The organism is Mesorhizobium sp. RCAM 05099, assembly GCF_059683685.1.
Map to the genome: position 1 here is coordinate 44,927 of NZ_CM185035.1, position 22,543 is coordinate 67,469.

Sequence of the window (22,543 nt, forward strand, 5' to 3'; positions counted from 1 at the left end):
CCGCCAATTATGGCGACGCGCAACCGGCGGCCCGGAAGAAGCGCGTTCATGAGGCGCTGGCGAGCGACTTCGGCCGATGGTCGCCGGCGATGGTCTCGCCGAACGGGCCGGTGTTGACGGACGAGCCGGTGGCTTTCACCGGATGATCGGTCGGCAGTTTCGGCAGCACCAGCTCACCGAAACGATAGGCTTCTTCCAGGTGCGGGTAGCCCGACAGGATGAAGGTGTCGATGCCGAGGCGCCGGTATTCGTCGATGCGCTCGGCGATCGTGTCGGGATCACCGACGAGTGCCGTCCCGGCGCCGCCGCGCACCAGGCCGACCCCGGCCCACAAATTGGGCGCGATCTCGAGCTTGGCGCGGTTGCCGCCATGCAACGCGCTCATCCGCGCCTGGCCGACCGAATCCATGCGGGCAAAGACCTTCTGCGCCGAGGCGATCGTCGCATCATCGAGCCGGCTGATCAGGCTGTCCGCCGCGGCCCAGGCCTCCTCGGTCGTTTCACGCGCGATGACATGCAGGCGAATGCCGAAGGAGAGCTTGCGGCCGGCCTTCTCGGCCAACGCGCGCACGCTGTCCAGCTTGCGCTCGACATCGGCCGGAGGCTCGCCCCAGGTCAGGTATTTGTCTATCTCTTGCGCCGCCACCACGGATCCGGCTTCGGACGAGCCGCCGAAATAGAGCGGCGGGTATGGCGTTTGCACCGGCGGAAACAGCAGCCGGCCGTCTTCGATACGGAAATGCTTGCCTTCGTGCTCGACCGTCTCGCCACGCAGCAAGCGCTTGTAGATTTGCAGGAATTCCTGCGTCACCTCGTAGCGCTCGGCATGCGACAGGAAGATGCCGTCGCCCTTGTTCTCGAGCGGATCGCCGCCGGTCACCACATTGATCAGCAGGCGCCCGTTGGAGATGCGGTCGAGCGTCGCCGTCATGCGCGCGGCCAGCGTTGGCGACTGCAGGCCTGGCCGGACGGCGACAAGGAAGCGCAGCCGTTCGGTCAGCGGCGCCAGCGCCGATGCGATCACCCAGGAATCCTCGCACGACCGGCCGGTCGGCAAGAGCACGCCATAGTAGCCGAGCGTGTCGGCGGCCTTCGCCACTTGCGTCAGGTAGGGCAGATCGACCGATCTGCCGCCCTCGGCGGTGCCGAGATAGCGGCTGTCGCCATGCGTCGGCAGAAACCAGAGAACCTTGATGCGGTTCGGAATGTCGCGGTTCATGGCTTGCCTCCCGTCGTTTGATGGCGGTGGCTGGTTATGTCTGACGGGATTGAGGGCGGGCGAACAAAGGTAGGCATGGCGTGGTCCTGTTCAGGAGAAAACCAGATTGCCAGAGCAGATTGCTTATTCTATAAAATCTGTAGAGTTAGTCTATTCTAAATCCAGCGGCATAATTGGAAATTCTCTCCGCCCGATCGAAACTCATCGGCTGCCAGGCGTTGCTCAGGCGACCAGCGCGCCTAACACGGCGCTCGCCGAGCTTTCCGGACGCCGTGCCGATGGGCGACGCCGGTCACGGCCCCGCTCAGGTGCTTTCCGGATTGCATTCCAATATAACCCGACCATTTCTGGTGAACGAAGACGCGGATTTCCCATGGACCTGGATCCTTCGACGCTCAATCGGGCTCATCCGCTGCGCGACCAGATCTATCACCAGATCCGCAACTTGATCGTCGTCGGGCAGATGAAGCCGGGGGAAGTGATCAACGAGATAGCTATCGCTGAAGCGCTCGGCGTCTCGCGCACCCCCGTGCGCGAAGCGGTCAAGCGCATCAGCGATGAGGGCCTGGTCAAGATCCTGGCGCAGACCGGCACCTATGTCGCGCCGATCAGCCGGGCCGATCTGGAAGAAGCCTATGTCATCCGGCGGGCCCTGGAGATGGAAAGCGCCAGACGCGCGGCCGCCAGGTTCACGCCGGCCGCCAGCGCGCTGCTGGAAGACAACATGGCGGCGCATCGGCTTGCGATATCGCGGGGCAGATATGCCACCGCGATACAGCTCGACGACATCTTTCATCGCACCATCGCCGAGATCTGTGGCCTGCCGATGATCTGGCGAGCCGTAGACATTTCCAAGGCGCAGATGGATCGCGGCCGCTATCTCGCCATTCCCAAGCCCGGTTATGGCGAACAGACGATCGAGCAGCATCAGGCCATTCTCGACGCGCTCAAGCGCCACGACGCCGAGGGTGCCGCGCAAGCGATGGAACGCCATCTCGAAACGTCGTTGCGCAACACACTCGAGGTCGCCGCCGATCTCCTCGGCTGACAGCCGCGCTCGCATTCCGCGCGGCCGCCCGCTGGAGGTCGACGAGGCCGCCGTCAGGTCGGCTGGGTCGAGATGATTACACCCGGCAACCGCCTTCAGCTGTCGCGAAGCTTCTCTTTCGCAATTCGCCAGGCCTGCTCCACATGTCGCCGGGCGGCTGCTTCGGCGTCATCGCCGCGATGCGACTTGATGGCGTTCATGATGACGGTCATTTCGGCGATCGCGGCTTCGCGACGGTTCTCCGAAGCGATCGTCATGGAACGCAGGTGGTTGATGCGGACGTTCAGGCCCTGGACGATCTCCCAGGCGATGCGCTTGTCGGCGGCATCGAAAAGCACTTCGTAGAACTTCGTCGTCGCCCGCATCACTTCGATCGGTTTCGCCGACGCCCACGCCTCAAGCAGGTTTTGCAGCGACCGCTCGAGGTCCGCGATCTGATCATCCGTCGCCGTCAGGGCGGCGGCACGCGCCGCGATGCCTTCCATCAGCGCGCGCAACTCATAAATCTCGTCGGTGCGGCTGAGATCGGGCCGGGCCACGGCGGGTCCATGACCCGGTATCATCTGGACGAGGCCTTCCGTCTCCAGCTGCCGCAGAACCTCGCGCACAACCGAGCGGCTGACCCCCAACTGGTCGCAAAGCGGTCGCTCGACCAGCCTTTCGCCGGGCTGGAAGTGGAACTCCATGATCGCTTCGCGCATGCGTTCGAGCGCCAGCGTTCTGAGCGTCTTGGTGGACCGTTCGATCCTGAGCGTGTCGTCGGCCAATTCACGTACCTCCAGCCACTCAAAGAACAGATTCGGCGATCCGTTGACAAGGGTTTTGGTCTTCAATAGTATGGTATACCATAAGATGATCGGCAGAAAGAGGACCTTATCTGGACCTCGGCCCGGTCGAGCCCTGAGGATTCCATGAAGCCGGCCATCCGAAAAATCGTCACCCATGTCGAGAATACCCTGATCGAAGGCGGCAAGGCGGCCCCCCGGCCGCTGCGCCTGATCGGCGTCGCGGCGGTGCTCGACAATCCGTGGGCCGGGCGCGGGTTCACCGAAGATCTTTCCCCCCATATCCGTGCCTATGCGCCAGTCCTGGGGGAGATGCTGACCCGTGAAATTCTCGCGGTCGCGGGATCCGGTGAAGCCATCGAGGGCTACGGCAAGGCCGCCATTTGCGGCACGGCAGGCGAGATCGAGCACGCTTCGGCGCTCATCCACACGCTGCATTTCGGCAATCACTATCGCCGTGCCGTCGGCGCCAAAACCTATCTCGCGTTCACCAACCTGCGCGGCGGGCCGAACACGCCGATCATGATCCCGCTGATGGACAAGAACGACGAAGGCCGACGCTCGCATTACCTGACGGTGCATTTCCAGATCGGCGACGCGCCCGCGCCCGACGAGCTGGTGGTGGCTCTCGGCGCCTCGATCGGCGGCCGCCCGCATCATCGCATCGGCGACCGCTATCAGGATCTCAAGGAAGTCGGAGATCTCCATGGCTGAATCCTCGGCCTGGCATCGCGCAACGGCGCCTGACGGCACCAGCTTCATCCGGGCCGGTTCGGGCACGCCGGTCCTGCTCATCCACGGTGTCGGCATGAACGCCGCGATCTGGGAGCCGCAGATCGCGCGGATGAGCGACCGATGGGATGTCATCGCCATCGACATGCTGGGGCATGGCCAGTCACCGCTGCCGCCAGCGAATGCCGACCTTGCCGACTATGCCGCGCAGGCAATCAGGCTTCTCGATCATCTGGCCATTGGCGCCGTCTCGATCGTCGGTCATTCGATGGGTTCGCTGGTCGGACAGGAGATCGCTCTCAACGCGCCCGAACGGGTGCGCGGCGTCATCTCACTCAACGCGGTCTTCCGCCGCCCGGCGGACCTTGCCGAGGCCGTGCGCGGGCGCGCCGCCGAATTGAATGGCGCGGGCAACCTGTCGGGAACGGACGCGACGATCGCACGCTGGTTCGGCGACCCGGTTCCCGACGAGCTGGCCGGGGCCGCGAGGACGACACGCGCGGCATTGGAAAGCGTCGACCCGGAAGGCTATGCGCGCACCTATCGGCTCTTCGCCCATGCGGATGCGGCGCATGTCGATCGTCTTCCCGGCCTTGCCATGCCGGCACTGTTCATGACCGGCGCCGAGGACAGGAACTCCTCGCCGGCGATGTCGGCGGCGATGGCCCGTCTCGCGCCGCGCGGCCAGTGCGAGGTCCTGGAAGGCGAGCGGCATATGATGGCCGTCGCTTCCCCGGAAAAGGTCACACGGCTGATAACCGCTTTTCTAGAAAGCGTGGACGGTGGCGCCGGCATCCTGCCCGCCTTCGACGCTGGCGAATTCAGGCGGGCGCTTGGCTCGTTCCTGACCGGCGTGACCATCGTCACGACGATCGGAGCGGAAGGAGAGCCACGCGGCTTCACGGCGAACTCGTTCACTTCGGTGTCGCTCGATCCGCCGCTCGTGCTGGTCTGCATCGCCAAGAAGGCGATGGGTCACCCCGTGTTTTCGACCGCGAAGGGTTTTGCCATCAACGTCCTTTCGGAGGGACAGAAGGCCGCCTCCGGCGTTTTCGCGTCGAAAGCGTCGGACAAGTTCTCGGCTGTCGAATGGCGCGCCGGCCGGACCGGCAGCCCGCTGCTCGACGGCTCGGTCGCGGCCTTCGACTGCGACCTCGACCAGCTGGTCGACGCCGGCGACCATTCGATCCTCATCGGCCGCGTCCGCGACTTTTCCCACAATGGCACCCAGCCTCTGGGCTACTGCCGGGGTGCCTACGTTGCTCCCGGCCTCAGCCAGGAGGCGCTGGCGGCAGCGCCGCCAGACATGGAGGTCGGTGCCATACTGGAAGACGAAGGCCGCGTGCTGTTCTTCGAAACCGCCGATGGTTTTCACCAATTGCCGGCCGGCCGCGGCCTGGGTACCGCGAGCGACGCCAAAAGCCTCAAGGGCCGTCTCGCCGCCTCGGCGGTCAACGCCCAGCTCGGGTTCCTGTTCGCCGTCTGGGACGACACGGCGACGCCGTCGCGCACGCATGTCTATTACCGCGGCTCGGTCGATGCGCCCGCTTCCGGCAACAGCCAGGTCCGGCTCGTCGACATCGATCGCATCGCGCAGCTCAGGATCGCCGATCCGGCGGTACGGTCGATGCTTGCCCGCTATGCCCGCGAACGCATGGAAGACGCTTTCGGGGTCTATGTCGGCAACGAGATCGAAGGCGAGGTCCAGCCTTTGGCAAGGCCGGCCGCGCAGCCTGCAATTCGGGGTAGACAAGCATGAAGTTCTCGCTGTTCGTCCATATGGAACGCTCGGACCTGGCAAAGCCGCACGCCGAGCTTATCGACGAGCTCGAGGAGCTCGTCTTGATGGCCGAGGAGGCCGGTTTCGAGACCGCCTGGATCGGCGAGCATCACGGCATGGAATTCACCATCTCGCCGAATCCGTTCATCAACATCGCCTATCTCGGCGCCAGGACGAAGCGCATCCGGCTCGGCACGGGGACGGTCATCGCGCCGTTCTGGCATCCGATCAAACTCGCCGGCGAGGCGGCCATGGCCGACCTCGCGACGCGAGGCCGGCTCGACATCGGCATCGCGCGCGGCGCCTACAGCTACGAATATGAAAGACTTTTCCCGGGGCTCGATGCCTGGGGCGCTGGCCAGCGCATGCGCGAGATCATTCCCGCCATCAAGGGCCTGTGGAAAGGTGACTTCGAACTGTCCGGGCAGTTCTGGACGTTTCCCTCAACCACCTCCTCGCCCAAGCCGGTGCAGGAACCGCACCCGCCGATCTGGGTGGCGGCGCGCGACCCGAACTCGCATGACTTCGCCGTTGCCAATGGCTGCCATGTCCAGGTGACGCCGCTCGCCTCCGGCGATGGCGAGGTCACCAGCCTGATGGAGCGCTTCAATGCGGCGTGCGCCGCGCACCCGGACATGGCGCGCCCCGACATCATGCTGCTGATGCATACATTCGTTGCCGAGGACGCTGCCGATGCCGAGCAACTGACGCGGGACCTGTCCCTGTTCTACTGCCAGTTCGGCGCCTGGTTCCAGAACAAGAAACCCGTTCGCCAAGGCATATTGGAAGCACTCACCGACGACGAGATCGCGGCCATGCCGCAATACGCGCCGGACAAGATCCGCCAGAACCTCGTGATCGGCGAAGCCGAAGAGGTGATCACCCGGCTGAAAGCATACGAGGCGCTCGGCTACGACCAGTACTCGATCTGGATCGACAGCGGCCTGCCGCACGAGCGCAAGAAGAAATCGCTGAAACTCTTCGTCGACAAGGTGATGCCGGCCTTCCGTGACGGGGGTCGCAATGACCCTCGTGGCCTTCAAGAACTTCATCGACGGAGCATTCGACGCGCCAACGGTCACCTTCGAAAGCATCGATCCGTCGACAGGAATGTCCTGGGCGACGATGCCGGCCGCGACGGAAGCCGATGTCGACCGCGCCGTCGCGGCGGCGCACCGGACACTGCACTCAGCCGCCTGGGCTTCGCTGACGGCGACGGCGCGCGGCAAGCTGCTGGTGCGCCTCGGCGACCTCGTCGTCGCCAATGCCGATCGGCTGGCGGAACTCGAGACGCGCGACACAGGCAAGATCATTCGCGAGACCCGCGCCCAGATCGCCTATGTCGGCGACTACTACCGCTATTATGGCGGGCTCGCCGACAAGCACGAAGGCTCGTTTGTCCCCATCGACAAGACTGATATGGAAGTGACGATCCGGCCCGAGCCGATCGGCGTCGTCGCGGCGGTGGTGCCATGGAATTCGCAACTCTTCCTGTCCGCCGTCAAACTCGGTCCGGCACTGGCGGCGGGCTGCACCGTCGTTCTCAAAGCCTCGGAGGACGGCCCCGCCCCGCTGCTGGCCTTCGCTGAACTCGTCCATGAGGCCGGCTTCCCCGCTGGGACCGTGAACATCCTGACCGGGTTCGGACACGATTGCGGCCGCCGCCTGACCAGCCATCCGCTCGTCGCCCGCGTCGCCTTCACTGGTGGTCCAGGAACCGCCCGGCAGATCATCAGCAACACAGCGGAAAACCTTGCCTATACGACGCTCGAGCTTGGTGGCAAAAGCCCGGTCGTGGTGTTTGCCGATGCCGATCTGGACAGTGCTGCCAACGCGGTCGTCGCCGGTATATTCGCCGCCACCGGCCAGAGCTGCGTCGCCGGTTCGCGGCTCATTGTCGAGCGCTCGATCAAGGACGAATTCCTCGCACGGCTCAAGCGCAAGGCCGAGGCCATCAGGATCGGAAATCCGCAAGATCCGGCCACCGAGATGGGGCCGCTGGCGACGGCGCGCCAGCGGGAATGGATCGAGAAGATCGTTGCGGCAAGCCTTGCCAACGGGGGAAGGCTGATCACCGGCGGTGAAAGACCCGCCGGTCACGCCGACGGGTTCTATTACGCACCAACCATCATCGATGCCCAGGACAATGCCGGGTTGCCCTGCGTGCGCGAGGAGCTGTTCGGCCCCGTGCTCAGCGTGCTCGCTTTCGACACCGAGGCCGAAGCGCTGGCGCTTGCCAACGACACGCTGTTCGGCCTCGCCTCGGGCGTGTTCACCACCAATCTCGGCATGGCGCACCGCATGGCGCGCGGCATTCATGCCGGCGTCGTCTGGGTCAATACCTACCGCGCCGTCTCGCCGCTTGTGCCGTTCGGCGGCTACGGGATGTCCGGGCTCGGCCGCGAGGGCGGGCTCGATGCGATCCGCGACTACACGCGCTCGAAATCGGTCTGGATACGGACATCGGACGAGCCGATCCCCGATCCGTTCGTCATGCGATGAAGGGCAGCGCCGCCGCGCAATTCCACAACAACAAGAAACCAAACAACCAACAGAGGAGAATGACATGAAACTGATTTTGACCGGCATCCTGGCCGGGCTTCTGGCGGCCACCGCCGCACACGCCGACGAAATGGTGTTCACCAGCTGGGGTGGGACCACCCAGGAGGCGCAGACCAAATCCTGGGCCGCGCCGTTCGAAGCGAGTTCCGGCGTCAAGGTCTTGCAGGACGGTCCGACCGACTACGGCAAGCTGAAGGCCATGGTGGAAGGCGGCAGCGTCGCCTGGGACGTCGTCGACGTCGAAATGGATTTCGCCATCAAGGCGGCCAAGGACGGCCTGCTGGAGCCGATCGATTTCACCGTCGTGCCGAAAGCCGATCTCGATCCGCGTTTCACCACCGACCATGCCGTCGGCAGTTTCTACTATTCCTTCGTCCTGGCCTGGAACAAGGGGGCCGTGTCGGGCGAACCAACAGGATGGGCCGACATGTTCGACCTGAAGAAATTTCCCGGCAAGCGCACCTTCTACAAATGGTCGGCGCCGGGCGTCATCGAGATCGCGCTTCTGGCCGATGGCGTGCCGGCCGACAAGCTTTACCCGCTCGACCTCGACCGGGCTTTCAAGAAGCTCGACACGATCAAGTCGGAAATCGTCTGGTGGGACAGCGGCGCCCAATCGCAGCAACTGATCGCTTCCGGTGAAGCGGCCTTCGGGCAGCTCTGGAACGGGCGCGTCTTCGCCCTCAAGCAGGACGGCGCCGACGTCGGCGCATCCTGGAACCAGAACATGACCGCCGCCGACGTTCTCGTCATTCCAAAGGGTTCGAAGAACAAGGCAAGCGCGATGAAATTCCTGGCCTCGGCGACGAGCCCGAAAGGCCAGGCGATGTTTGCCGAGGCAAGCGGCTATGCACCCGTGAACACGGCAGCCAAGGCCGAGATGCCGGCCGATGTCGTCAAGTCGCTGCCGGACGCCTTCGTCGACGGCCAGATCAATCTCGACATGAACTACTGGGCTCAAAACCGCGACACGATCGCCCAGCGCTGGTACGCCTGGCAGGCCAAGTAGCCGCCGACCTCACCGTGAACCGGCGGGACGCCGCAAGGCGTTCCGCCTGATGTGCCGGGATCATCACCATGTCGGGCAATTTGCTTCATCGACCGCCAGTCTTGCGAAAGCCCGTCATGCGAACACGACGCGGCCTCGGCGGTGCCTTGCCGGCGCTGATCCTTGTAACCCTGTTCTTCGTGGTTCCGGTGGTGGCGCTGCTGCTGCGCAGCGTCACCGAGCCCACGCCCGGCCTGCAGAATTATGCCATCCTGTTCGGCGACGGCACCTATGCGCGGGTGTTCTTCAACACCTTCCTGGTCGCCTCCATCGTCACCGCCGTCACCGTCATGGTGGCATTTCCGGTTGCCTGGACGCTGGCGATCATGCCGCCCGCCCTCGGCTCGATTGTCTTCGGTATCATCATCCTGTCGATGTGGACCAATCTGCTCACCCGAACCTATGCCTGGATGGTGCTGCTTCAGCGCACCGGTGTCATCAACAGGACATTGATGGATATCGGCCTGATCAGCGAACCGCTGCCTCTCATCAACAACCTTACCGGCGTCACCATCGGCATGGTCTACATCATGCTTCCCTTCATGATCCTGCCGCTGATCGGAACCCTGCACGCCATCGACCCGATGACGCTGCGCGCCGCCGCCCTGTGCGGCGCGAGCCCACTCGATGCCTTTCGCCGGATATTGCTGCCCTTGTCGCTGCCGGGAATAGCCGCCGGCGGGCTGATGGTTTTCGTCATGTCGCTCGGCTATTTCGTGACGCCGACGCTGCTCGGCGGGACCTCCAACATGATGCTCGCCGGGATGATCGCCCAGATGATCCAGTCGCTGCTCAACTGGGGGCTGGGAAGCGCCGCCGCCTTCATCCTGCTTGTGGTGACCATGGCGCTCTACGCGCTGCAACTGCGGCTCGTCGGCACCCAACGCGTGACGGGAGGCGTCTGATGCTGCTCGACTACGACCGGCTGGGCCGGCTGCGCGGAGCCCTTCTTGCCTTCACTGGCCTTGTCGCCGCTTTCCTGCTGCTGCCGGTGGTCTTCATTGTGCTCCTGTCCTTCGGATCGTCCCGGTGGCTGGCCTTTCCGCCGCCAGGCTGGACGCTGAAATGGTATGAGGAGCTTTTCGCCGAACCGGCCTGGCTCGAAGCGGCACTGACCAGCGCGCGTATTGCCTCGATGGCGACGGTTCTCGCCGTGGTCATTGGACTTATGGCTTCCTTCGCCCTGGTCCGGGGAAAATTTCGCGGACGCGATGCCGTGCGCGGCCTTCTGCTGACGCCGATGGTCCTGCCGGTGGTCGTCTTCGCCATCGCCATCTACGCCTTCTTCCTGCGGATCGGGCTTGGCGGCACAACGGCCGGCTTCGTCATCGCCCACACGGTGCTCGCGCTCCCCTTTGCCATCATTCCCATCAGCGCGGCGCTCGAAGGTTTCGACAAGTCCATCGAGGACGCCGCGATCGTCTGCGGCGCCAGCCCGTTCGAGGCGAAGCTGCGGGTTACCTTGCCGTCCATCAAGATCGGAATCTTCTCGGCGGCGATCTTTGCCTTTCTCGCATCCTGGGACGAGGTCGTGGTCGCCATCTTCATGGCCAGCCCGACCTTGCAGACCTTGCCGGTCAAGATCTGGGGCAGCCTGCGCCAGGATCTGAGCCCGGTCATCGCCGCCGCTTCCAGCCTTCTCGTCCTGCTCACCCTGAGCCTGATGATCGTGACAGCACTGATCCGGCGGAAATTGTCGACATGACCGAACCGTTCCTCTCCATCCGCAATCTGCGCAAGACGTTCGGCAGCTTCGTTGCCGTGCACGATGTCACCATCGACATACCCAAGGGGGAATTCCTGACCTTCCTCGGCCCCTCGGGCTCGGGCAAGTCGACGACGCTCTACGCCATCGCCGGTTTCCAGGACCCGACATCCGGCGACGTTCTTCTCGAGGGCAGGTCGCTGCTTTCGGTGCCGTCGCACAAGCGCAATATCGGCATGGTGTTCCAACGCTATACGCTGTTCCAGCATCTCACCGTCGCCGAGAACGTCGCTTTTCCGCTGCGCGTGCGGCGCCGGCCGGACGCCGAGGTGAATCGAAAAGTCGCCGAGATGCTGTCGCTGGTGCGGCTGGAAGGTTTCGGCGGCAGATATCCCGGCGCGCTGTCGGGCGGACAGCAGCAGCGCGTCGCCCTTGCGCGGGCGCTTGCCTACGATCCGCCGATCCTTTTGATGGACGAGCCGCTGTCGGCTCTCGACAAGAAGCTGCGCGAGGAGATCCAGGCCGAGATACGGCGCATCCACCGCGAAACCGGCGTAACGATCCTTTACGTCACCCACGATCAGGACGAAGCCCTGCATCTATCGGACCGCATCGCCCTGTTTCGAGACGGGCGCATCGCCCAGATCGGTACCGGCGAAGACCTCTATCTGAGACCGGCGAGCGAATTCGTCGCCAGCTTCATCGGCAATTCGAACTTCCTGCCGGCCGAGCACCTCCAGACCACGGATGGCGCGGCGACGATCCGCCTCGCGGACGGCTCAATCGTGTCGGGCGTCAAGGCCACCCAAGAGTTCGGCCAAGGCCAGAAAACCAGGCTGATGGTGCGGCCGGAAGCGTTTCGGCTGAGACCTGGCCCGGCCACTGCCGGGCTTGCGGTCGAGTTCATCGATGCCGCCTTCTTCGGCGAGCGGCGGCGCGTCGTCGCGCGCACCTCGGCCGGTCAGGAGATCGACGTCAGGCCGCCTTCGGACATGGCGAATGACCACGACGAAACCGCGCAGCAGAGCGGCCAGGTATTTTTCGATCCAGCCGCCGCGTTCCTGTTTCCCGCCCTGCAAACGAGCTAGCCCGGCAGGCTTTGCAGGGGCAGTTTTTTGACTGGATGAACCGGCGCCGGATCGCCGTCTCCCGTGAACTTTGCCCGAAGCGCGTCGGCGTAGAGCCGGGCGAGCCCGGTGTGGCGGCGCCGCAAGTAGTCCGACTGATCGAGCCGCCACAGCCGCTCGATATCCGCCATGATCGCCGGGTTGCTCCACTTGGCATAGCCGCCCGCCGAATAGACGGTAATTTCGCCGGCGAACAACCGCTCGTCGGTGACCAGAAAATCGACCCTGATATAGTCGAGGTCGCCGGCGATGCGCGGGGCGATGACGGCTGCCTGGCGAATGAGTTCGACGAGGTGCGGCGTGACCGGCAGCGCCTGATCCTCACGCGGATAGTCGATATCGCGCCCAGGCAAGGGATTGCCATTCGGATCGAACAGGCCGGACTTCAGCGCTTTCTTGTCCTCGGCCCGGACATGCAGACAACGCCGCTGCAGACCTGAACCTTGATCTCCGTGGCGATCTTGCCGCCACTCAAAGGCAGCGCCTCCTCGACAAACGCCTCCGGCACGATCGACCAGTAGGCCCATTCGCCAAAGCGGCGCCCGTGGCGCTTGCCCAGCCAGCGCTTCATCTTGCGCAGGACGGTGGCGCGATCCGGCTCGCCGCCGGAAACGAGGATGTTCATTTCGCAGCCATGGTTGGCCTTGACCATCACTTCGCCGGAAAACAGCGAGGAGGGGATGCCGTCAGGGTCACGACCGCGCCACAAGGTCTGAGGTACCGGCAGTTCCGGGCAGACGCGGCGGATGTAATCCTTGGCCCCGAGCTTGTCCGACAGCGTGACGAAGAGCGGATTGTGGTCGATCACTTTTCGCCACAGCATGCGCTCGTTGTAGCGTTCTGGCGCGGCGGGATTGGGCATATAGCCAAGCCGCTTGAAAAACCGGATGACGAGAACCGGATGGCGGATCGTGATCAGCAGCCGCGCCACCGCCAGAACGAGGCGGTGCCTTGACGAAAGCTCGGCATTCGTCCTCATCTCAAGCGTTCACGCCCCGACGAGAGTTCCGCCGCAGCCGATCCGATCGCTTCACCATGATTGTGCACCCCTGCCCTGTCCCAGCTAAACACCAACCTCGCGCGGCCGGCAAGGTCGCGAGGCGCGGACGAGCGCAGCGCGGGGCCGGCTTGCTCCCTCGGCGACGGTCGATCCAGGCCATTGTGTGACGAGTGGGCTTTCACTAGTCTTTCGGCCGGGTCGAGGATCGCACGCATGACGCCGAAACTGAACCGCTGGAAGCGCTTCGCCGACTGGGATGAGCGGCCGTTGCGGCTGGACAAGTTCGCGGCGGAAGACCCCGCCAACGGCTTCTCCGCCTTCTCCAGCCCGGCCGATCCCAAACCTGGCATCGGCATCAAGGACGGGCGCGTCGTATCCCTCGATGGCGTGCTCGAACACGACTACGACATGATCGACCGTTTCATTGCCCGCCATCATATCGATCCGGAGGTGGCGCCCGAGGCGATGGCGCTGGACTCGGCAACGGTCGCGCGCTGGCTGGTCGACATGAACGTGCCGCGCGAGACTCTGGTGCGGCTCGCGCATGGCATGACACCGGCGAAACTCGCCGAGGTGGTGTCGCAGCTCAACGCGCTGGAGATCGCCTTCGCCTACTCGAAGATGCGGGCACGCAAGACGCCGGGCAACCAGGCCCATGTCACCAACGCCAAGGACGACCCGCTGCAGCTCGCCGCCGACGCCGCGACCGCCGTCGCCTTTGGCTTCGACGAGATCGAAACGACGATGCGTGTGTCTCGCAACGCCTGGTCCAACGCGGTGGCGTGTGCGGTGGGCGGTGCGGTCGGCCGTTGGGGAACGCTGTTCCAGTGCTCCAGCGAGGAGGCCGAAGAGCTGCGCATCGCCATGGCCGGCTTTACGTCCTACGCAGAGACCGTTTCCGTGTACGGCACCGAGAAATCGTTCACCGATGGCGACGACACGCCATGGTCCAAGGCATTCCTCGCCGCCGCCTATGCCTCGCGCGGCGTCAAGATGCGCTGCACGTCGGGTGCCGGCTCCGAGTTGCTGATGGGCTTCCATGAAGCGAAATCGCTGCTCTACCTGGAGGCGCGATGCCTGTGCCTGCAGCGCGGCATGGGGGTGCAGGGCACCCAGAATGGCGGCATCGACGGGGCGCCCTTGACCGCCACTATACCCGGTGGCGTCCGCGAACTGATGGCCGAGAACCTCATCGCCGTCTGGCTCGATCTCGAATGCGCATCGGGCAATGACGCGCGCTCCACCGAATCGGAAATACGCGTCGGCGCCAAAATCCTTCCCTACCTGATTGCCGGCTCGGACCTGATCTGCTCCGGGATGGGCTCGATCCTGAAATACGACAATTCGTTCAACCCGTCGCTGATCAACGGCGAGGAGCTGGAAGACTATCTGGTGCTGCAGCGGGATTTCGAGGCTGATGGCGGGCTGACGCCGCTGCCCGAATCGCGCGCGATCGAACTGCGCGAGCGGGCGGTGGAGGCGATCGCCGCCGTGTTCGAGGAGCTCGGCCTGTCAACGCCGACCGAGGACATGAAGACCAGCGTGGTCTACGCCTCCGGCTCCGACGATACGCGCAGCCTGATGCCGCGCGACGTGTCCTTCATCAGCGAGGCCATCAAGGAGCGCGGCATCACCGTGATCGACGTGGTCAAGGCGCTGGCCAACCGCGGTTTCCGGGAAGAGGCCGAGAACCTCCTGAACGTGGTGAAGCTGCGCCTTTCCGGCGACTATCTGCAGACCTCGGCGATGATCCGCAACGGGCGGATCGTCAGCGCGGTGAACGATCCCAACGACTATCTCGGGCCCGGCTCCGGCTATCGGGTGTCCGAGGAACGGCGCCTGCAGCTCAACGACATCCGCGACGTGCTGGATCAGAAGGAGGTGCTGCGCTCGGAGGCCCTGCACGAGAAGGACGAGGCAAGGCACATCCGCTATCGCAACCTTGGGCCGGCGACCAACGGGTCGACAAACGACGACGTGGTCATCGGCATCAGCCCGGCCTTCGGGTTGAAGCTCTACCGGACGACGGCCGGGCATCGGCTGTCCGAAGTGCTGGGTGCGATGCTGGATGCGATCCGCGCGCGCGGGCTCAAGGCGCGCGTCGTTCGCTTCCGCCATACGGCCGACACCTCCTTCCTCGGCCTGTCCGCCGCGCGGCTTGCCGGCAGCGGCATCGGCATCGGAATCCAGGCCAAGGGCACGGCCGTCATCCATCAGCGTGACCGCCAGCCGCACAACAATCTGGAACTGTTTTCCAATGCGCCGATCACCAGGCTCGAGCACTATCGCGCGCTCGGCGCCAATGCGGCGGCCTATGCGCTTGGCGAAATGCCGGAGCCCATCGTCGTGCCGCAGCGAGGCGAGGCCATGGGGTCGCGCTACCATGCCCGCGTCGCTCTCATCTACGCCATCGAAACCGGACTGACCGAGGCCGGTGCGGCTCCCGAAGAGGTCGACGTCACCCTGACGGGAGCGAAATCATGACCCATACGCGCGCCGACTATCCGCTCGTCGAAACCCAGCCCGGCGCCGTGACCGGCAAGCATGGCAAGGCGCTGCCGGACATAACGCTGGATGCGGTGCTTGCCGGCGAGGTGACGATGGAAGACCTTCGCATCACGCCGCAAGCACTGCAGGCCCAGGCCGACGTGGCGCGCGATGTCGGCCGGCCGACTCTCGCCCTCAATTTCGAGCGGGGGGCGGAGCTTGTCGAGGTGCCGCAGGATTTCATCATGCAGGTCTACGAACTGCTGCGCCCCGGCCGCGCCAAGTCCAAGGAAGAATTGCTCGAGGCCGCCGCCACGATGCGCGACACCTTTCAGGCCGAACGCATCGCCCGTTTCATCGAAGAAGCCGCCGAGACCTATGCGGCGCGCGGCCTTTTCACGTTCCGCTTCTGAAAGGACCGCATGAGCTGGAAAACCGGATTCCGTTCGCTCTACTATCTCGGTGCGCCCGAGCCGGATGATCCGGTGCTGGTGCCGGCGCAAACCGCCATCCTGGTCATCGACGTCCAGAACACCTACCTGGAGCGGCCGGATCGGGCGTCGCTTTCGCCGCAGGAACAGCAACGCTACGATCTGTGGACGCCGTTCCACGAGCGCATGCACGGCACGGTCGTACCGAACACGGCAAGATTGCTGGCGTTGGCACGGCAAAATGGCATCGAATGCCTTTTCGCCCGCATCGCCTGCCACACCAAGGACGGGCGCGACCGCTCGCTCTCCCAGAAAATGCCGGGCTGGAACAATTTGCTGCTACCCAAGAACGACGCGCCGTCGCAGCTCGTTGCCGAACTTCAGCCAGTCGGCGACGAAATCGTGGTGACCAAGACCACCGATTCGGCGCTGACAGGGACAAATCTGCGCCTGATCCTTCACAATCTCGGCATCAGGAATGTCATCTGCTGCGGTATCTTCACGGACCAGTGCGTATCCTCGACGGTGCGCAGCCTGGCGGATGAGAGCTATGCTGTCATCGTGCTCGAGGATTGCTGCGCGGCGGCGACCGAGGAGCTCCATCGCAAGGAGCTCGAAATCATCAACATGATCTACTGCCACGTGATGTCGAGCGGCGAGCTATGCAAAATCATGGCCTTGGCAAAGTGACGCAGCGTCCGTAGTGTCATGGCTGCACTCGCAGGCCGGGAGACATCGGCCGCCATGTGCGGGGACCAAAATACAGCTGTCACCAATGGAGAGGGCTTCATGGCCATAGAAACTGCACGCGGGACGATCGACGTCTCGAAGAGTAACAGCATCAACCTTTTGCACTCGAAGGCCGTGGGGCTCGCGGGAGTGCTCTTTCTGGCCGTCACCGGCGCGGCGCCAATGTCGGCGATGCTGGGCAATGTCCCGTTCGCGGCAGGCTACGGCATCGGCAAATACACGCCGGCCGCCTTCCTGATGGCGACGATCGTGCTGACCATCTTCTCGGTCGGCTATGCCGCGATGGCATCGCGCGTCTCGTCCGTCGGCGGCTTCTACTCCTTCATCAGCCAGGGGCTTGGCCGTGAGATCGGCATGTCGGCGGGCATAGGCTCGCTCGCCTGCTATTCGCTGTTCGAGGCATCGCTGACCGGCTTGTTTGCATTTTTCGGCAATCTTTGGATCTCCCAGCACTTCGGCATCAACGTGCCGTGGATCGTGCTTGCGCTCGGCATGATCGTAGTCATCGCAGCGCTCGCCTACCGCGATGTGAAGGTGTCGGCACGGCTGCTCGGGATAGCCCTCATTCTCGAAGTGATCATGCTGGTGATCTTCTCGCTGGGCGTCCTTTTCGCCCATGGCGGGACGAACTTTTCCGGCGATTCGCTGAATGTGTTCAAGGTGTTCACGCCTGTCGCCGAGCAGACCGTCGGAACCGTGGCCATACCCGCGGGCGCGGCCGCCGTCGGCATCTTCATGGCGTTCTGGTCGTGGGTCGGCTTCGAGATGGCGCCGAACTATGCCGAGGAATCCCGCGATCCGAAGCGCATCATTCCGCAGTCGCTGCTGATTTCGGTGATTGGCCTCGGGCTGTTCTACACCTTCGTCAGCTGGTGCGCGGTTGCGGCCTATCCCACCGAGGCCGACATGGTGGCCAAGGCATTCTCCGACGGGGTGAATTTCTTCCTGACACCCATCCAGACTTTTGTCGGCGGCTGGGGGTACCAGCTGATGTCGCTTCTCATCCTGACCAGTTCCTTCGCCTGCGGCATGGCTTTCCACAACACCGCTTCCCGGTATCTGTACTCGCTGGCACGCGAAGGCGTCCTGCCACAGGCGATCGCGGAGACGCATGACCACCACAAGAGCCCCCACAAGGCCTCGGCGCTGCAGTCGGTGCTGGCGGCAGTCTGGGTCCTGCTCTACGGTCTGGCCTACGGCTTCGACGATCCGTCGGGACAGGCCTGGCTTGGCGTCTATACGCTGTTTGCGGTGCTTGGCACCGGACTGCTGCTGGTGCTGCAGGCCGTTGTCTCGCTGGCGATCTTCATGTGGTTCAAGAAGAATGGCGGCGGCAACATGCTGACGACGGTCATCGCGCCGTTGATCTCGCTGGTTGTCCAGTTGGTCCTCGTCTACACGCTGGTGGCCAATCTCGCGACGCTCGGCGGCACCAATGGTTTCGCCGAGGAGCATCCCCTATGTCGGGCTTGCGATCCTTATCGTCGGCCTGATCTGGGGCTTCGTGCTGAAGTCCGCCAACCCCAAGGCGTATGGGAACATCGGTCACATGGTGAACGAAGGCTAGGGCGTCCATCGCCCTGGATTTCTTGCGGCAACGGGGACGGAGGATCACTCTGTCCCCGTCTCATTTTGGAGCTTCAAGTCATGACCCAGTCTTTGAAGGGTCGGTCCGTCGTCGTTACCGGCGGATCGAAAGGCATCGGCAAGGGCATAGCGCGGGTGTTCGCGCTCTCGGGTGCCAAGGTCGCCATCATCGCGCGCCATCTCGACCAAGCTGAAGCGGCTGCCGCCGAGATCGGCCACGGCGCCTTCGGCGTGGCTGGCGACGTCACTTCACTCGCCGGCATCGAGGCCGCGTTCGCGGCGGCAGTCGCAAGAAACGGTGGCATCGACGTGTTGTGCGCCAATGCCGGTATTTTCCCGCAGGCGCGGCTGGAGGACATGACCTCAGAACAATGGGACGAGGTCGTCGACACCAACCTCAAGGGCACCTTTCACGCGGTCAAGGCGGCGGTTCCCTATCTCAAGAAGTCCGACCAGGGCCGCATCGTACTGACGTCGTCGATCACCGGCCCGATCACCGGTTTCCCCGGCTGGTCGCACTACGGCGCCACCAAGGCGGGGCAGCTCGGCTTCATGCGCACGGCCTGCATCGAACTGGCGAAATACGGTATCACCGTAAACGCCGTCATGCCGGGCAACATCATCACCGAGGGCCTTGTCGGCCTGGGCGAGGACTACCAGAAGACCATGGCCGCCTCGATCCCGCTCAAGCGACTCGGAACCGTGGAGGACATCGGCCACGCAGCGCTCTACTTTGCGTCGAAGGAAGCGGGCTACGTGACCGGGCAGACGATCATCGTCGATGGCGGCCAGATCCTGCCGGAAAGCCTGGAAGCACTGGCGTAGAGCGGTTCCCCAACCGCTCTGTCTCCTTGTCTTGACGCAATTCCCATGGGAAAGCGCTACGCGCTTTTCCCGGGAAAACCGTCTCACACCTCCTGCAATCGCTGTCAGGAAAACTTGCTCAGATAGGCCTCGCACAGCCCGACGGTTCCCTCGGTGTAGGGAAGGCCCATCGACTTGGCGAGGTCCGTCTCCGCGTGCGAGCCGATCCACGCAACCAAGAGCAGGCGGCGCAGCATCACGAAGGTCGGGATCTCGTCCTCGTCCGCTTTGGGCAGGTCAAGCACGCGGCGATAGCCGGTCGTCCACGACTGGATAAGATCGGCGGCCTGCGGCTCGTGCTCGTAGAAGGAGATGGGCGTCGCCGCGTCGTACATATACCAGCCGAAGCCGCAATCGTCGAAGTCGATGACCTTCACCGTCTTGCCGTCGATCAACAGATTGGCCAGCCGCAGGTCGCAATGAATGAGGCCGAAGCGGTCATGGCCCTTGCCGAAGACGGCCAGCCTGCGGCCGATCAGCTCCGCGGTACGGCCAAAGAGTTTGGCCTTCGCGGCGTCGACGCCCATGCCGTCACGCCAGCGTCCCCAATGAGGGTTCTCCTCGCCAAGGCTTGTCTCGAAATCCCACACGTGGCGGGTGAACCAGGACGGGCGCCGCCACTGCCGGGCGTGGATGTGCATGCGGGCCGTCACCTCGCCAAGCACCTCGAAGGGTTCGCCAAGCGCTTCGCCTATGCCCGGCTCCGAACCGGTCTCCCACTGCGAAAGCACGACATTGCGGGGTTGCGCCAGCACGGCATGGCCGACACGTTGAATCTGCTCGCCGTCCTTGCCCGCGACCGGCACGGGTGTGGAGACGATCCCGGTCTGGCGCAGGTCGGTCAGCCAGGCCAGTTCGGATTGGATGGCCGTCCTTGTATGGTAGCCGTCGCGATGGATGCGGAGTGCCCAGCGCCGGCCGTCGGGAGCCGCGATCCTGTAGGTCGCGTTTTCCGACAGGTTGATCATCTCGACGGAAACGTCCGCCGGCAGATCGTAGTTGGCGGTGGCCGCCTCCGCCGTCTCCTGCAGGATGCCGAGTTGCTGGTCGTGGGTGAGCGCGTCGAAATCCGTCACTGTCCGTCCTGCCCGATCATTGTGCCCTTGCCCCTGCCAGCGCGATCCCGGCAAGTCCAGCCGCCGGCTCGAGCTGGACGCCGGGCAGTTTCAACCAGGTTCGGGACATGTCAACTCGCCTTGCCTGCCTGATGCAGCAGTTCCCGGGCGCGCGGCATTGCCGCATCGAAACGATCCATGATGTCCCGGCAGGTTTCGTGATCCAGAAGCACGCCGGGCTTCCATTGCAGCACCCGCTTGTCGAGCGACGAGAAAATCGCCCAGACGCCCTGCTCGTAGAGTGCGCGCGACACGAAGACGGCACCCTCCGGGTGGTTGCTGAATTCCAGGCCGAGGATCACGCCTTTCTGGCGCACCCCGGTGAAGATGTCGCCGTGACGTGCCAGCATCTCGCGCATGGCCTGTGCCATGAACTCGGTCACGGTGCCGACATTGGCAACCAGGTCAGGCCGCTGCAGCATCTCGATGACCTTGTGGGCGACGACACAGCCGAGCTCGGCCCCACCCGTGGTCGAGATGTGCGCCGCCCCGTCCTCGTTGAGCCAGCCGCCGGCCTTGTCGTTCACCAGCGCCGCGCTGATCGGATAGAGCCCGCCGGACAGGCCCTTTGCCGTCACCATGATGTCCGGCTGGACGCCATAAGCCTGCCAGCCCCACATGCTGCCGGTCCTCATCAGGCCGGTCTGGACCTCGTCGGCGATATACATCGCGCCATGCTTTTCGCACAACGCCTTGCAGGCGTTGAGATAACCGTCCTTCGGCATCGGGAAACCGTAAGTGGCGGGGATCGTCTCCATGATCAGCGCCGCGACATCTTCGCCCTTGAGCGCCTGCTCCATGGCGTCGATATCGTTGAAGGGAACCTGGATGAACGTCTCCGGCTGGTCGGAGAGAAAGATCTTGGTGAAGCGATCGTCGCCGGTCGCCACCGCGAGCCCCGAATGCCCGTGATACCCCTTGATGATCGACACGATCTTGCGCCGCTTGGTGGCATAGCGGGCGCTCTTGATGGCGATGTCCACCGCCTCCGCGCCGCCCGGCGCGAAGACCGCGTATTTCATTCCCGGCGAGACATTGACGAGGGATTCGGCCAGCGCCGTGCGCGCCACGGAGGGGAACCAGTGATTGCCGATGTCGAAATAATCGAGCGCGCTCTTCAGCGTCTCGACCAGCTCCGGATTGCGGTGACCGAGATTGTAGGTGCCGCCGTTCAGGTGCAGGTCGATCAGGCGGCGTCCCGACATGTCGTAGAGGAAATAACCCTCCCGCCTGCCGATCACCAGATCGATCCCGGCCTTCTGCCAGAACCTCGTCTTGTCGGGGTTCCAGAAACGGATTGCCTTGTCGAAAAAATCCTGCTTCGACTCGAACTTGAAGGGACCGAAGTCGTACATGCCTGTCTTTTTCCTCGGAGGTTGATCGGCGCGCAACGGAGCCGGCGAGGCTCGCGCGCTGGATGATGCAGGATTACGAGGCGGGGAGAAAGGGTGGAGAGGGATGATCCTGAAGGACAGAGCCGCGATCGTGACCGGCGCGGGATCGGGCATCGGCAGGGCGGCGGCGCTGATCATCGCGCGCGAGGGCGCGGTGGTCGGGGTGGCGGACCTCAGCGCCGACGGCGCGAACGCGACCGTCGAACAGATCCTTGCTGCCGGTGGCCGGGCGAAAGCGCTCGTGTTCGACCTGACCGACGATCAGGCGCTTGAAGCCGGTTTCCGCGATTTCGTCGACACGCAAGGCCGGATCGACATCCTCCACAACCATGCCGGCGTGCAGGTCGAAGGTGACGTGCTGGGTGTGAGCGTCAAGGGCTTCGACACGTCCTGGACGCTCAACGTGCGGGCTCACTTCCTCGGCGCCCGCATCGTCATGCCGTTCATGAAGAAGGCGGGCCGCGGGGTCATTCTCAACACGTCGTCGAGCTCCGGCGTGCTCTACGACCGTGAGATGATCGCCTGTACGACGACCAAGCACGCGGTGATCGCGATGACCAGGCAGATGGCGGGCGACTATGGCCGCTTCGGCATTCGCGTCAACGCGCTGTGCCCCGGTTGGGTCGACACGCCCTTCAATGGTCCTTTCATCGCCCAGATGGGGGGCCGGGACGCCATCGAAGCCTACATCCGCGAAAAGGTGCCGCTCGGCCGCTGGGCAAGCGTCGAGGAAATCGCCGAGTCCGTGCTGTTTCTCGTATCCGACCGGTCCTCGTACATGACGGGCCAGATTCTGGTCGTCGATGGCGGAGAAACGGTGGTCTAGCGCGGATCACGGTCTCACGGAAACGCAGAACCGCTCTATCGGCATGCTTGCCGGGTCATTCGTCGATGCAAGGGGCCGACGGC

At 64.1% G+C, this 22,543-nt stretch carries 19 protein-coding genes and 2 pseudogenes; 15 read left to right on the top strand and 6 right to left on the bottom strand.

Translation table 11 applies throughout. The features are described 5' to 3' along the window. Positions 1-46 precede the first annotated feature (46 nt). The gene (gene ssuD, locus AC56QQ_RS00205; RefSeq protein WP_497125081.1) at positions 47-1,219 is read right to left on the bottom strand and encodes an FMNH2-dependent alkanesulfonate monooxygenase; all 1,173 of its coding nucleotides are present in this window, start codon (positions 1,217-1,219) and stop codon (positions 47-49) included. A 373-nt stretch (positions 1,220-1,592) separates the two neighbouring features. Here ssuD and AC56QQ_RS00210 point away from each other — a divergent pair, with 373 nt between their 5' ends. After that, positions 1,593-2,267: a GntR family transcriptional regulator gene (locus AC56QQ_RS00210; RefSeq protein WP_497125082.1), complete on the top strand. Its 675-nt coding sequence runs from the start codon at positions 1,593-1,595 to the stop codon at positions 2,265-2,267. A 95-nt stretch (positions 2,268-2,362) separates the two neighbouring features. Here AC56QQ_RS00210 and AC56QQ_RS00215 read toward each other — a convergent pair whose 3' ends face one another. Further along, a complete protein-coding gene (locus AC56QQ_RS00215) occupies positions 2,363-3,034 on the bottom strand; it encodes a GntR family transcriptional regulator (RefSeq protein ID WP_489859077.1) in 672 nt (223 codons plus the stop codon). Between the two features lie 144 nt (positions 3,035-3,178). Between AC56QQ_RS00215 and AC56QQ_RS00220 the strand changes: the two genes are divergently transcribed. The 8 genes and pseudogenes from AC56QQ_RS00220 (at position 3,179) to AC56QQ_RS00255 (ending at position 11,967) form a co-directional block, all read left to right on the top strand. Next, positions 3,179-3,766: an amino acid synthesis family protein gene (locus AC56QQ_RS00220; protein ID WP_091580835.1), complete on the top strand. Its 588-nt coding sequence runs from the start codon at positions 3,179-3,181 to the stop codon at positions 3,764-3,766. Continuing rightward, positions 3,759-5,543 carry an alpha/beta fold hydrolase gene (locus AC56QQ_RS00225; RefSeq protein ID WP_497125083.1) on the top strand — a complete coding sequence of 595 codons (1,785 nt, stop codon included), beginning with the start codon at positions 3,759-3,761 and terminating at the stop codon, positions 5,541-5,543. Before AC56QQ_RS00220 ends, AC56QQ_RS00225 begins: the two co-directional genes overlap by 8 nt. Then, positions 5,540-6,577: pseudogene (locus AC56QQ_RS00230) on the top strand (LLM class flavin-dependent oxidoreductase); the annotation flags it as partial. The gene AC56QQ_RS00225 and the pseudogene AC56QQ_RS00230, both read left to right, overlap by 4 nt. 10 nt (positions 6,578-6,587) lie before the next feature. Beyond that, positions 6,588-8,066, top strand: a complete 1,479-nt coding sequence (locus tag AC56QQ_RS00235) for an aldehyde dehydrogenase (RefSeq protein ID WP_497125084.1) — start codon at positions 6,588-6,590, stop codon at positions 8,064-8,066. Positions 8,067-8,130: 64 nt separating this feature from the next. After that, on the top strand, positions 8,131-9,135 hold the full coding sequence (locus AC56QQ_RS00240) for an ABC transporter substrate-binding protein (protein WP_497125085.1): 1,005 nt from the start codon (positions 8,131-8,133) through the stop codon (positions 9,133-9,135). A 116-nt stretch (positions 9,136-9,251) separates the two neighbouring features. After that, positions 9,252-10,079, top strand: a complete 828-nt coding sequence (locus tag AC56QQ_RS00245; protein WP_497125086.1) for an ABC transporter permease — start codon at positions 9,252-9,254, stop codon at positions 10,077-10,079. Next, entirely contained in the window at positions 10,079-10,879 is an 801-nt protein-coding gene (locus AC56QQ_RS00250; RefSeq protein ID WP_497125087.1) for an ABC transporter permease, read from the top strand. Before AC56QQ_RS00245 ends, AC56QQ_RS00250 begins: the two co-directional genes overlap by 1 nt. Beyond that, the gene (locus tag AC56QQ_RS00255) at positions 10,876-11,967 is read left to right on the top strand and encodes an ABC transporter ATP-binding protein (RefSeq protein WP_497125089.1); all 1,092 of its coding nucleotides are present in this window, start codon (positions 10,876-10,878) and stop codon (positions 11,965-11,967) included. Before AC56QQ_RS00250 ends, AC56QQ_RS00255 begins: the two co-directional genes overlap by 4 nt. On the opposite strand, the gene AC56QQ_RS00260 is transcribed toward AC56QQ_RS00255, so the two are convergent. Both AC56QQ_RS00260 and AC56QQ_RS00265 read right to left on the bottom strand, forming a co-directional pair. Then, a complete protein-coding gene (locus AC56QQ_RS00260) occupies positions 11,964-12,359 on the bottom strand; it encodes a hypothetical protein (RefSeq protein WP_497125090.1) in 396 nt (131 codons plus the stop codon). The genes AC56QQ_RS00255 and AC56QQ_RS00260 overlap by 4 nt on opposite strands. Positions 12,360-12,391: 32 nt before the next feature. Then, on the bottom strand, positions 12,392-12,985 hold the full coding sequence (locus AC56QQ_RS00265; protein ID WP_497125091.1) for an ATP-grasp domain-containing protein: 594 nt from the start codon (positions 12,983-12,985) through the stop codon (positions 12,392-12,394). A 234-nt stretch (positions 12,986-13,219) separates the two neighbouring features. On the opposite strand from AC56QQ_RS00265, the gene AC56QQ_RS00270 reads away from it, so the two are divergent. The 5 genes and pseudogenes from AC56QQ_RS00270 (at position 13,220) to fabG (ending at position 19,086) form a co-directional block, all read left to right on the top strand. Continuing rightward, a complete protein-coding gene (locus AC56QQ_RS00270) occupies positions 13,220-15,490 on the top strand; it encodes a propanediol/glycerol family dehydratase large subunit (RefSeq protein ID WP_497125092.1) in 2,271 nt (756 codons plus the stop codon). Further along, positions 15,487-15,906, top strand: a complete 420-nt coding sequence (locus tag AC56QQ_RS00275) for a diol dehydratase small subunit (RefSeq protein ID WP_497125093.1) — start codon at positions 15,487-15,489, stop codon at positions 15,904-15,906. Before AC56QQ_RS00270 ends, AC56QQ_RS00275 begins: the two co-directional genes overlap by 4 nt. 9 nt (positions 15,907-15,915) lie before the next feature. Next, positions 15,916-16,614, top strand: coding sequence for a cysteine hydrolase family protein (locus AC56QQ_RS00280; RefSeq protein ID WP_489859066.1), 699 nt, complete (start codon positions 15,916-15,918; stop codon positions 16,612-16,614). A 231-nt stretch (positions 16,615-16,845) separates the two neighbouring features. Next, positions 16,846-18,021, top strand: a pseudogene (locus AC56QQ_RS00285) (APC family permease); the annotation flags it as partial. A 300-nt stretch (positions 18,022-18,321) separates the two neighbouring features. Continuing rightward, the gene (gene fabG, locus AC56QQ_RS00290) at positions 18,322-19,086 is read left to right on the top strand and encodes a 3-oxoacyl-ACP reductase FabG (protein ID WP_497129242.1); all 765 of its coding nucleotides are present in this window, start codon (positions 18,322-18,324) and stop codon (positions 19,084-19,086) included. 104 nt (positions 19,087-19,190) lie between these two features. Here fabG and AC56QQ_RS00295 read toward each other — a convergent pair whose 3' ends face one another. Continuing rightward, positions 19,191-20,201, bottom strand: a complete 1,011-nt coding sequence (locus tag AC56QQ_RS00295) for a phosphotransferase enzyme family protein (protein ID WP_497125095.1) — start codon at positions 20,199-20,201, stop codon at positions 19,191-19,193. 110 nt (positions 20,202-20,311) lie between these two features. Then, positions 20,312-21,595 carry a class-III pyridoxal-phosphate-dependent aminotransferase gene (locus AC56QQ_RS00300; RefSeq protein ID WP_497125097.1) on the bottom strand — a complete coding sequence of 428 codons (1,284 nt, stop codon included), beginning with the start codon at positions 21,593-21,595 and terminating at the stop codon, positions 20,312-20,314. Positions 21,596-21,698: 103 nt separating this feature from the next. On the opposite strand from AC56QQ_RS00300, the gene AC56QQ_RS00305 reads away from it, so the two are divergent. After that, a complete protein-coding gene (locus AC56QQ_RS00305; RefSeq protein ID WP_497125099.1) occupies positions 21,699-22,460 on the top strand; it encodes an SDR family NAD(P)-dependent oxidoreductase in 762 nt (253 codons plus the stop codon). Positions 22,461-22,543 lie beyond the last annotated feature (83 nt).

Excerpts from the sequence above, each read along its gene's own strand:
- AC56QQ_RS00225 (WP_497125083.1), top strand. The coding sequence starts at position 3,759 with ATGGCTGAATCCTCGGCCTGGCATCGCGCAACGGCGCCTGACGGCACC.
- AC56QQ_RS00210 (WP_497125082.1), top strand. The coding sequence starts at position 1,593 with ATGGACCTGGATCCTTCGACGCTCAATCGGGCTCATCCGCTGCGCGAC.
- AC56QQ_RS00245 (WP_497125086.1), top strand. The coding sequence starts at position 9,252 with ATGCGAACACGACGCGGCCTCGGCGGTGCCTTGCCGGCGCTGATCCTT.
- fabG (WP_497129242.1), top strand. The coding sequence starts at position 18,322 with ATGACCCAGTCTTTGAAGGGTCGGTCCGTCGTCGTTACCGGCGGATCG.
- AC56QQ_RS00250 (WP_497125087.1), top strand. The coding sequence starts at position 10,079 with ATGCTGCTCGACTACGACCGGCTGGGCCGGCTGCGCGGAGCCCTTCTT.
- AC56QQ_RS00240 (WP_497125085.1), top strand. The coding sequence starts at position 8,131 with ATGAAACTGATTTTGACCGGCATCCTGGCCGGGCTTCTGGCGGCCACC.
- AC56QQ_RS00305 (WP_497125099.1), top strand. The coding sequence starts at position 21,699 with ATGATCCTGAAGGACAGAGCCGCGATCGTGACCGGCGCGGGATCGGGC.
- AC56QQ_RS00275 (WP_497125093.1), top strand. The coding sequence starts at position 15,487 with ATGACCCATACGCGCGCCGACTATCCGCTCGTCGAAACCCAGCCCGGC.
- AC56QQ_RS00220 (WP_091580835.1), top strand. The coding sequence starts at position 3,179 with ATGAAGCCGGCCATCCGAAAAATCGTCACCCATGTCGAGAATACCCTG.
- ssuD (WP_497125081.1), bottom strand. The coding sequence starts at position 1,219 with ATGAACCGCGACATTCCGAACCGCATCAAGGTTCTCTGGTTTCTGCCG.
- AC56QQ_RS00235 (WP_497125084.1), top strand. The coding sequence starts at position 6,588 with ATGACCCTCGTGGCCTTCAAGAACTTCATCGACGGAGCATTCGACGCG.
- AC56QQ_RS00300 (WP_497125097.1), bottom strand. The coding sequence starts at position 21,595 with ATGTACGACTTCGGTCCCTTCAAGTTCGAGTCGAAGCAGGATTTTTTC.
- AC56QQ_RS00270 (WP_497125092.1), top strand. The coding sequence starts at position 13,220 with ATGACGCCGAAACTGAACCGCTGGAAGCGCTTCGCCGACTGGGATGAG.
- AC56QQ_RS00280 (WP_489859066.1), top strand. The coding sequence starts at position 15,916 with ATGAGCTGGAAAACCGGATTCCGTTCGCTCTACTATCTCGGTGCGCCC.
- AC56QQ_RS00265 (WP_497125091.1), bottom strand. The coding sequence starts at position 12,985 with ATGAGGACGAATGCCGAGCTTTCGTCAAGGCACCGCCTCGTTCTGGCG.
- AC56QQ_RS00255 (WP_497125089.1), top strand. The coding sequence starts at position 10,876 with ATGACCGAACCGTTCCTCTCCATCCGCAATCTGCGCAAGACGTTCGGC.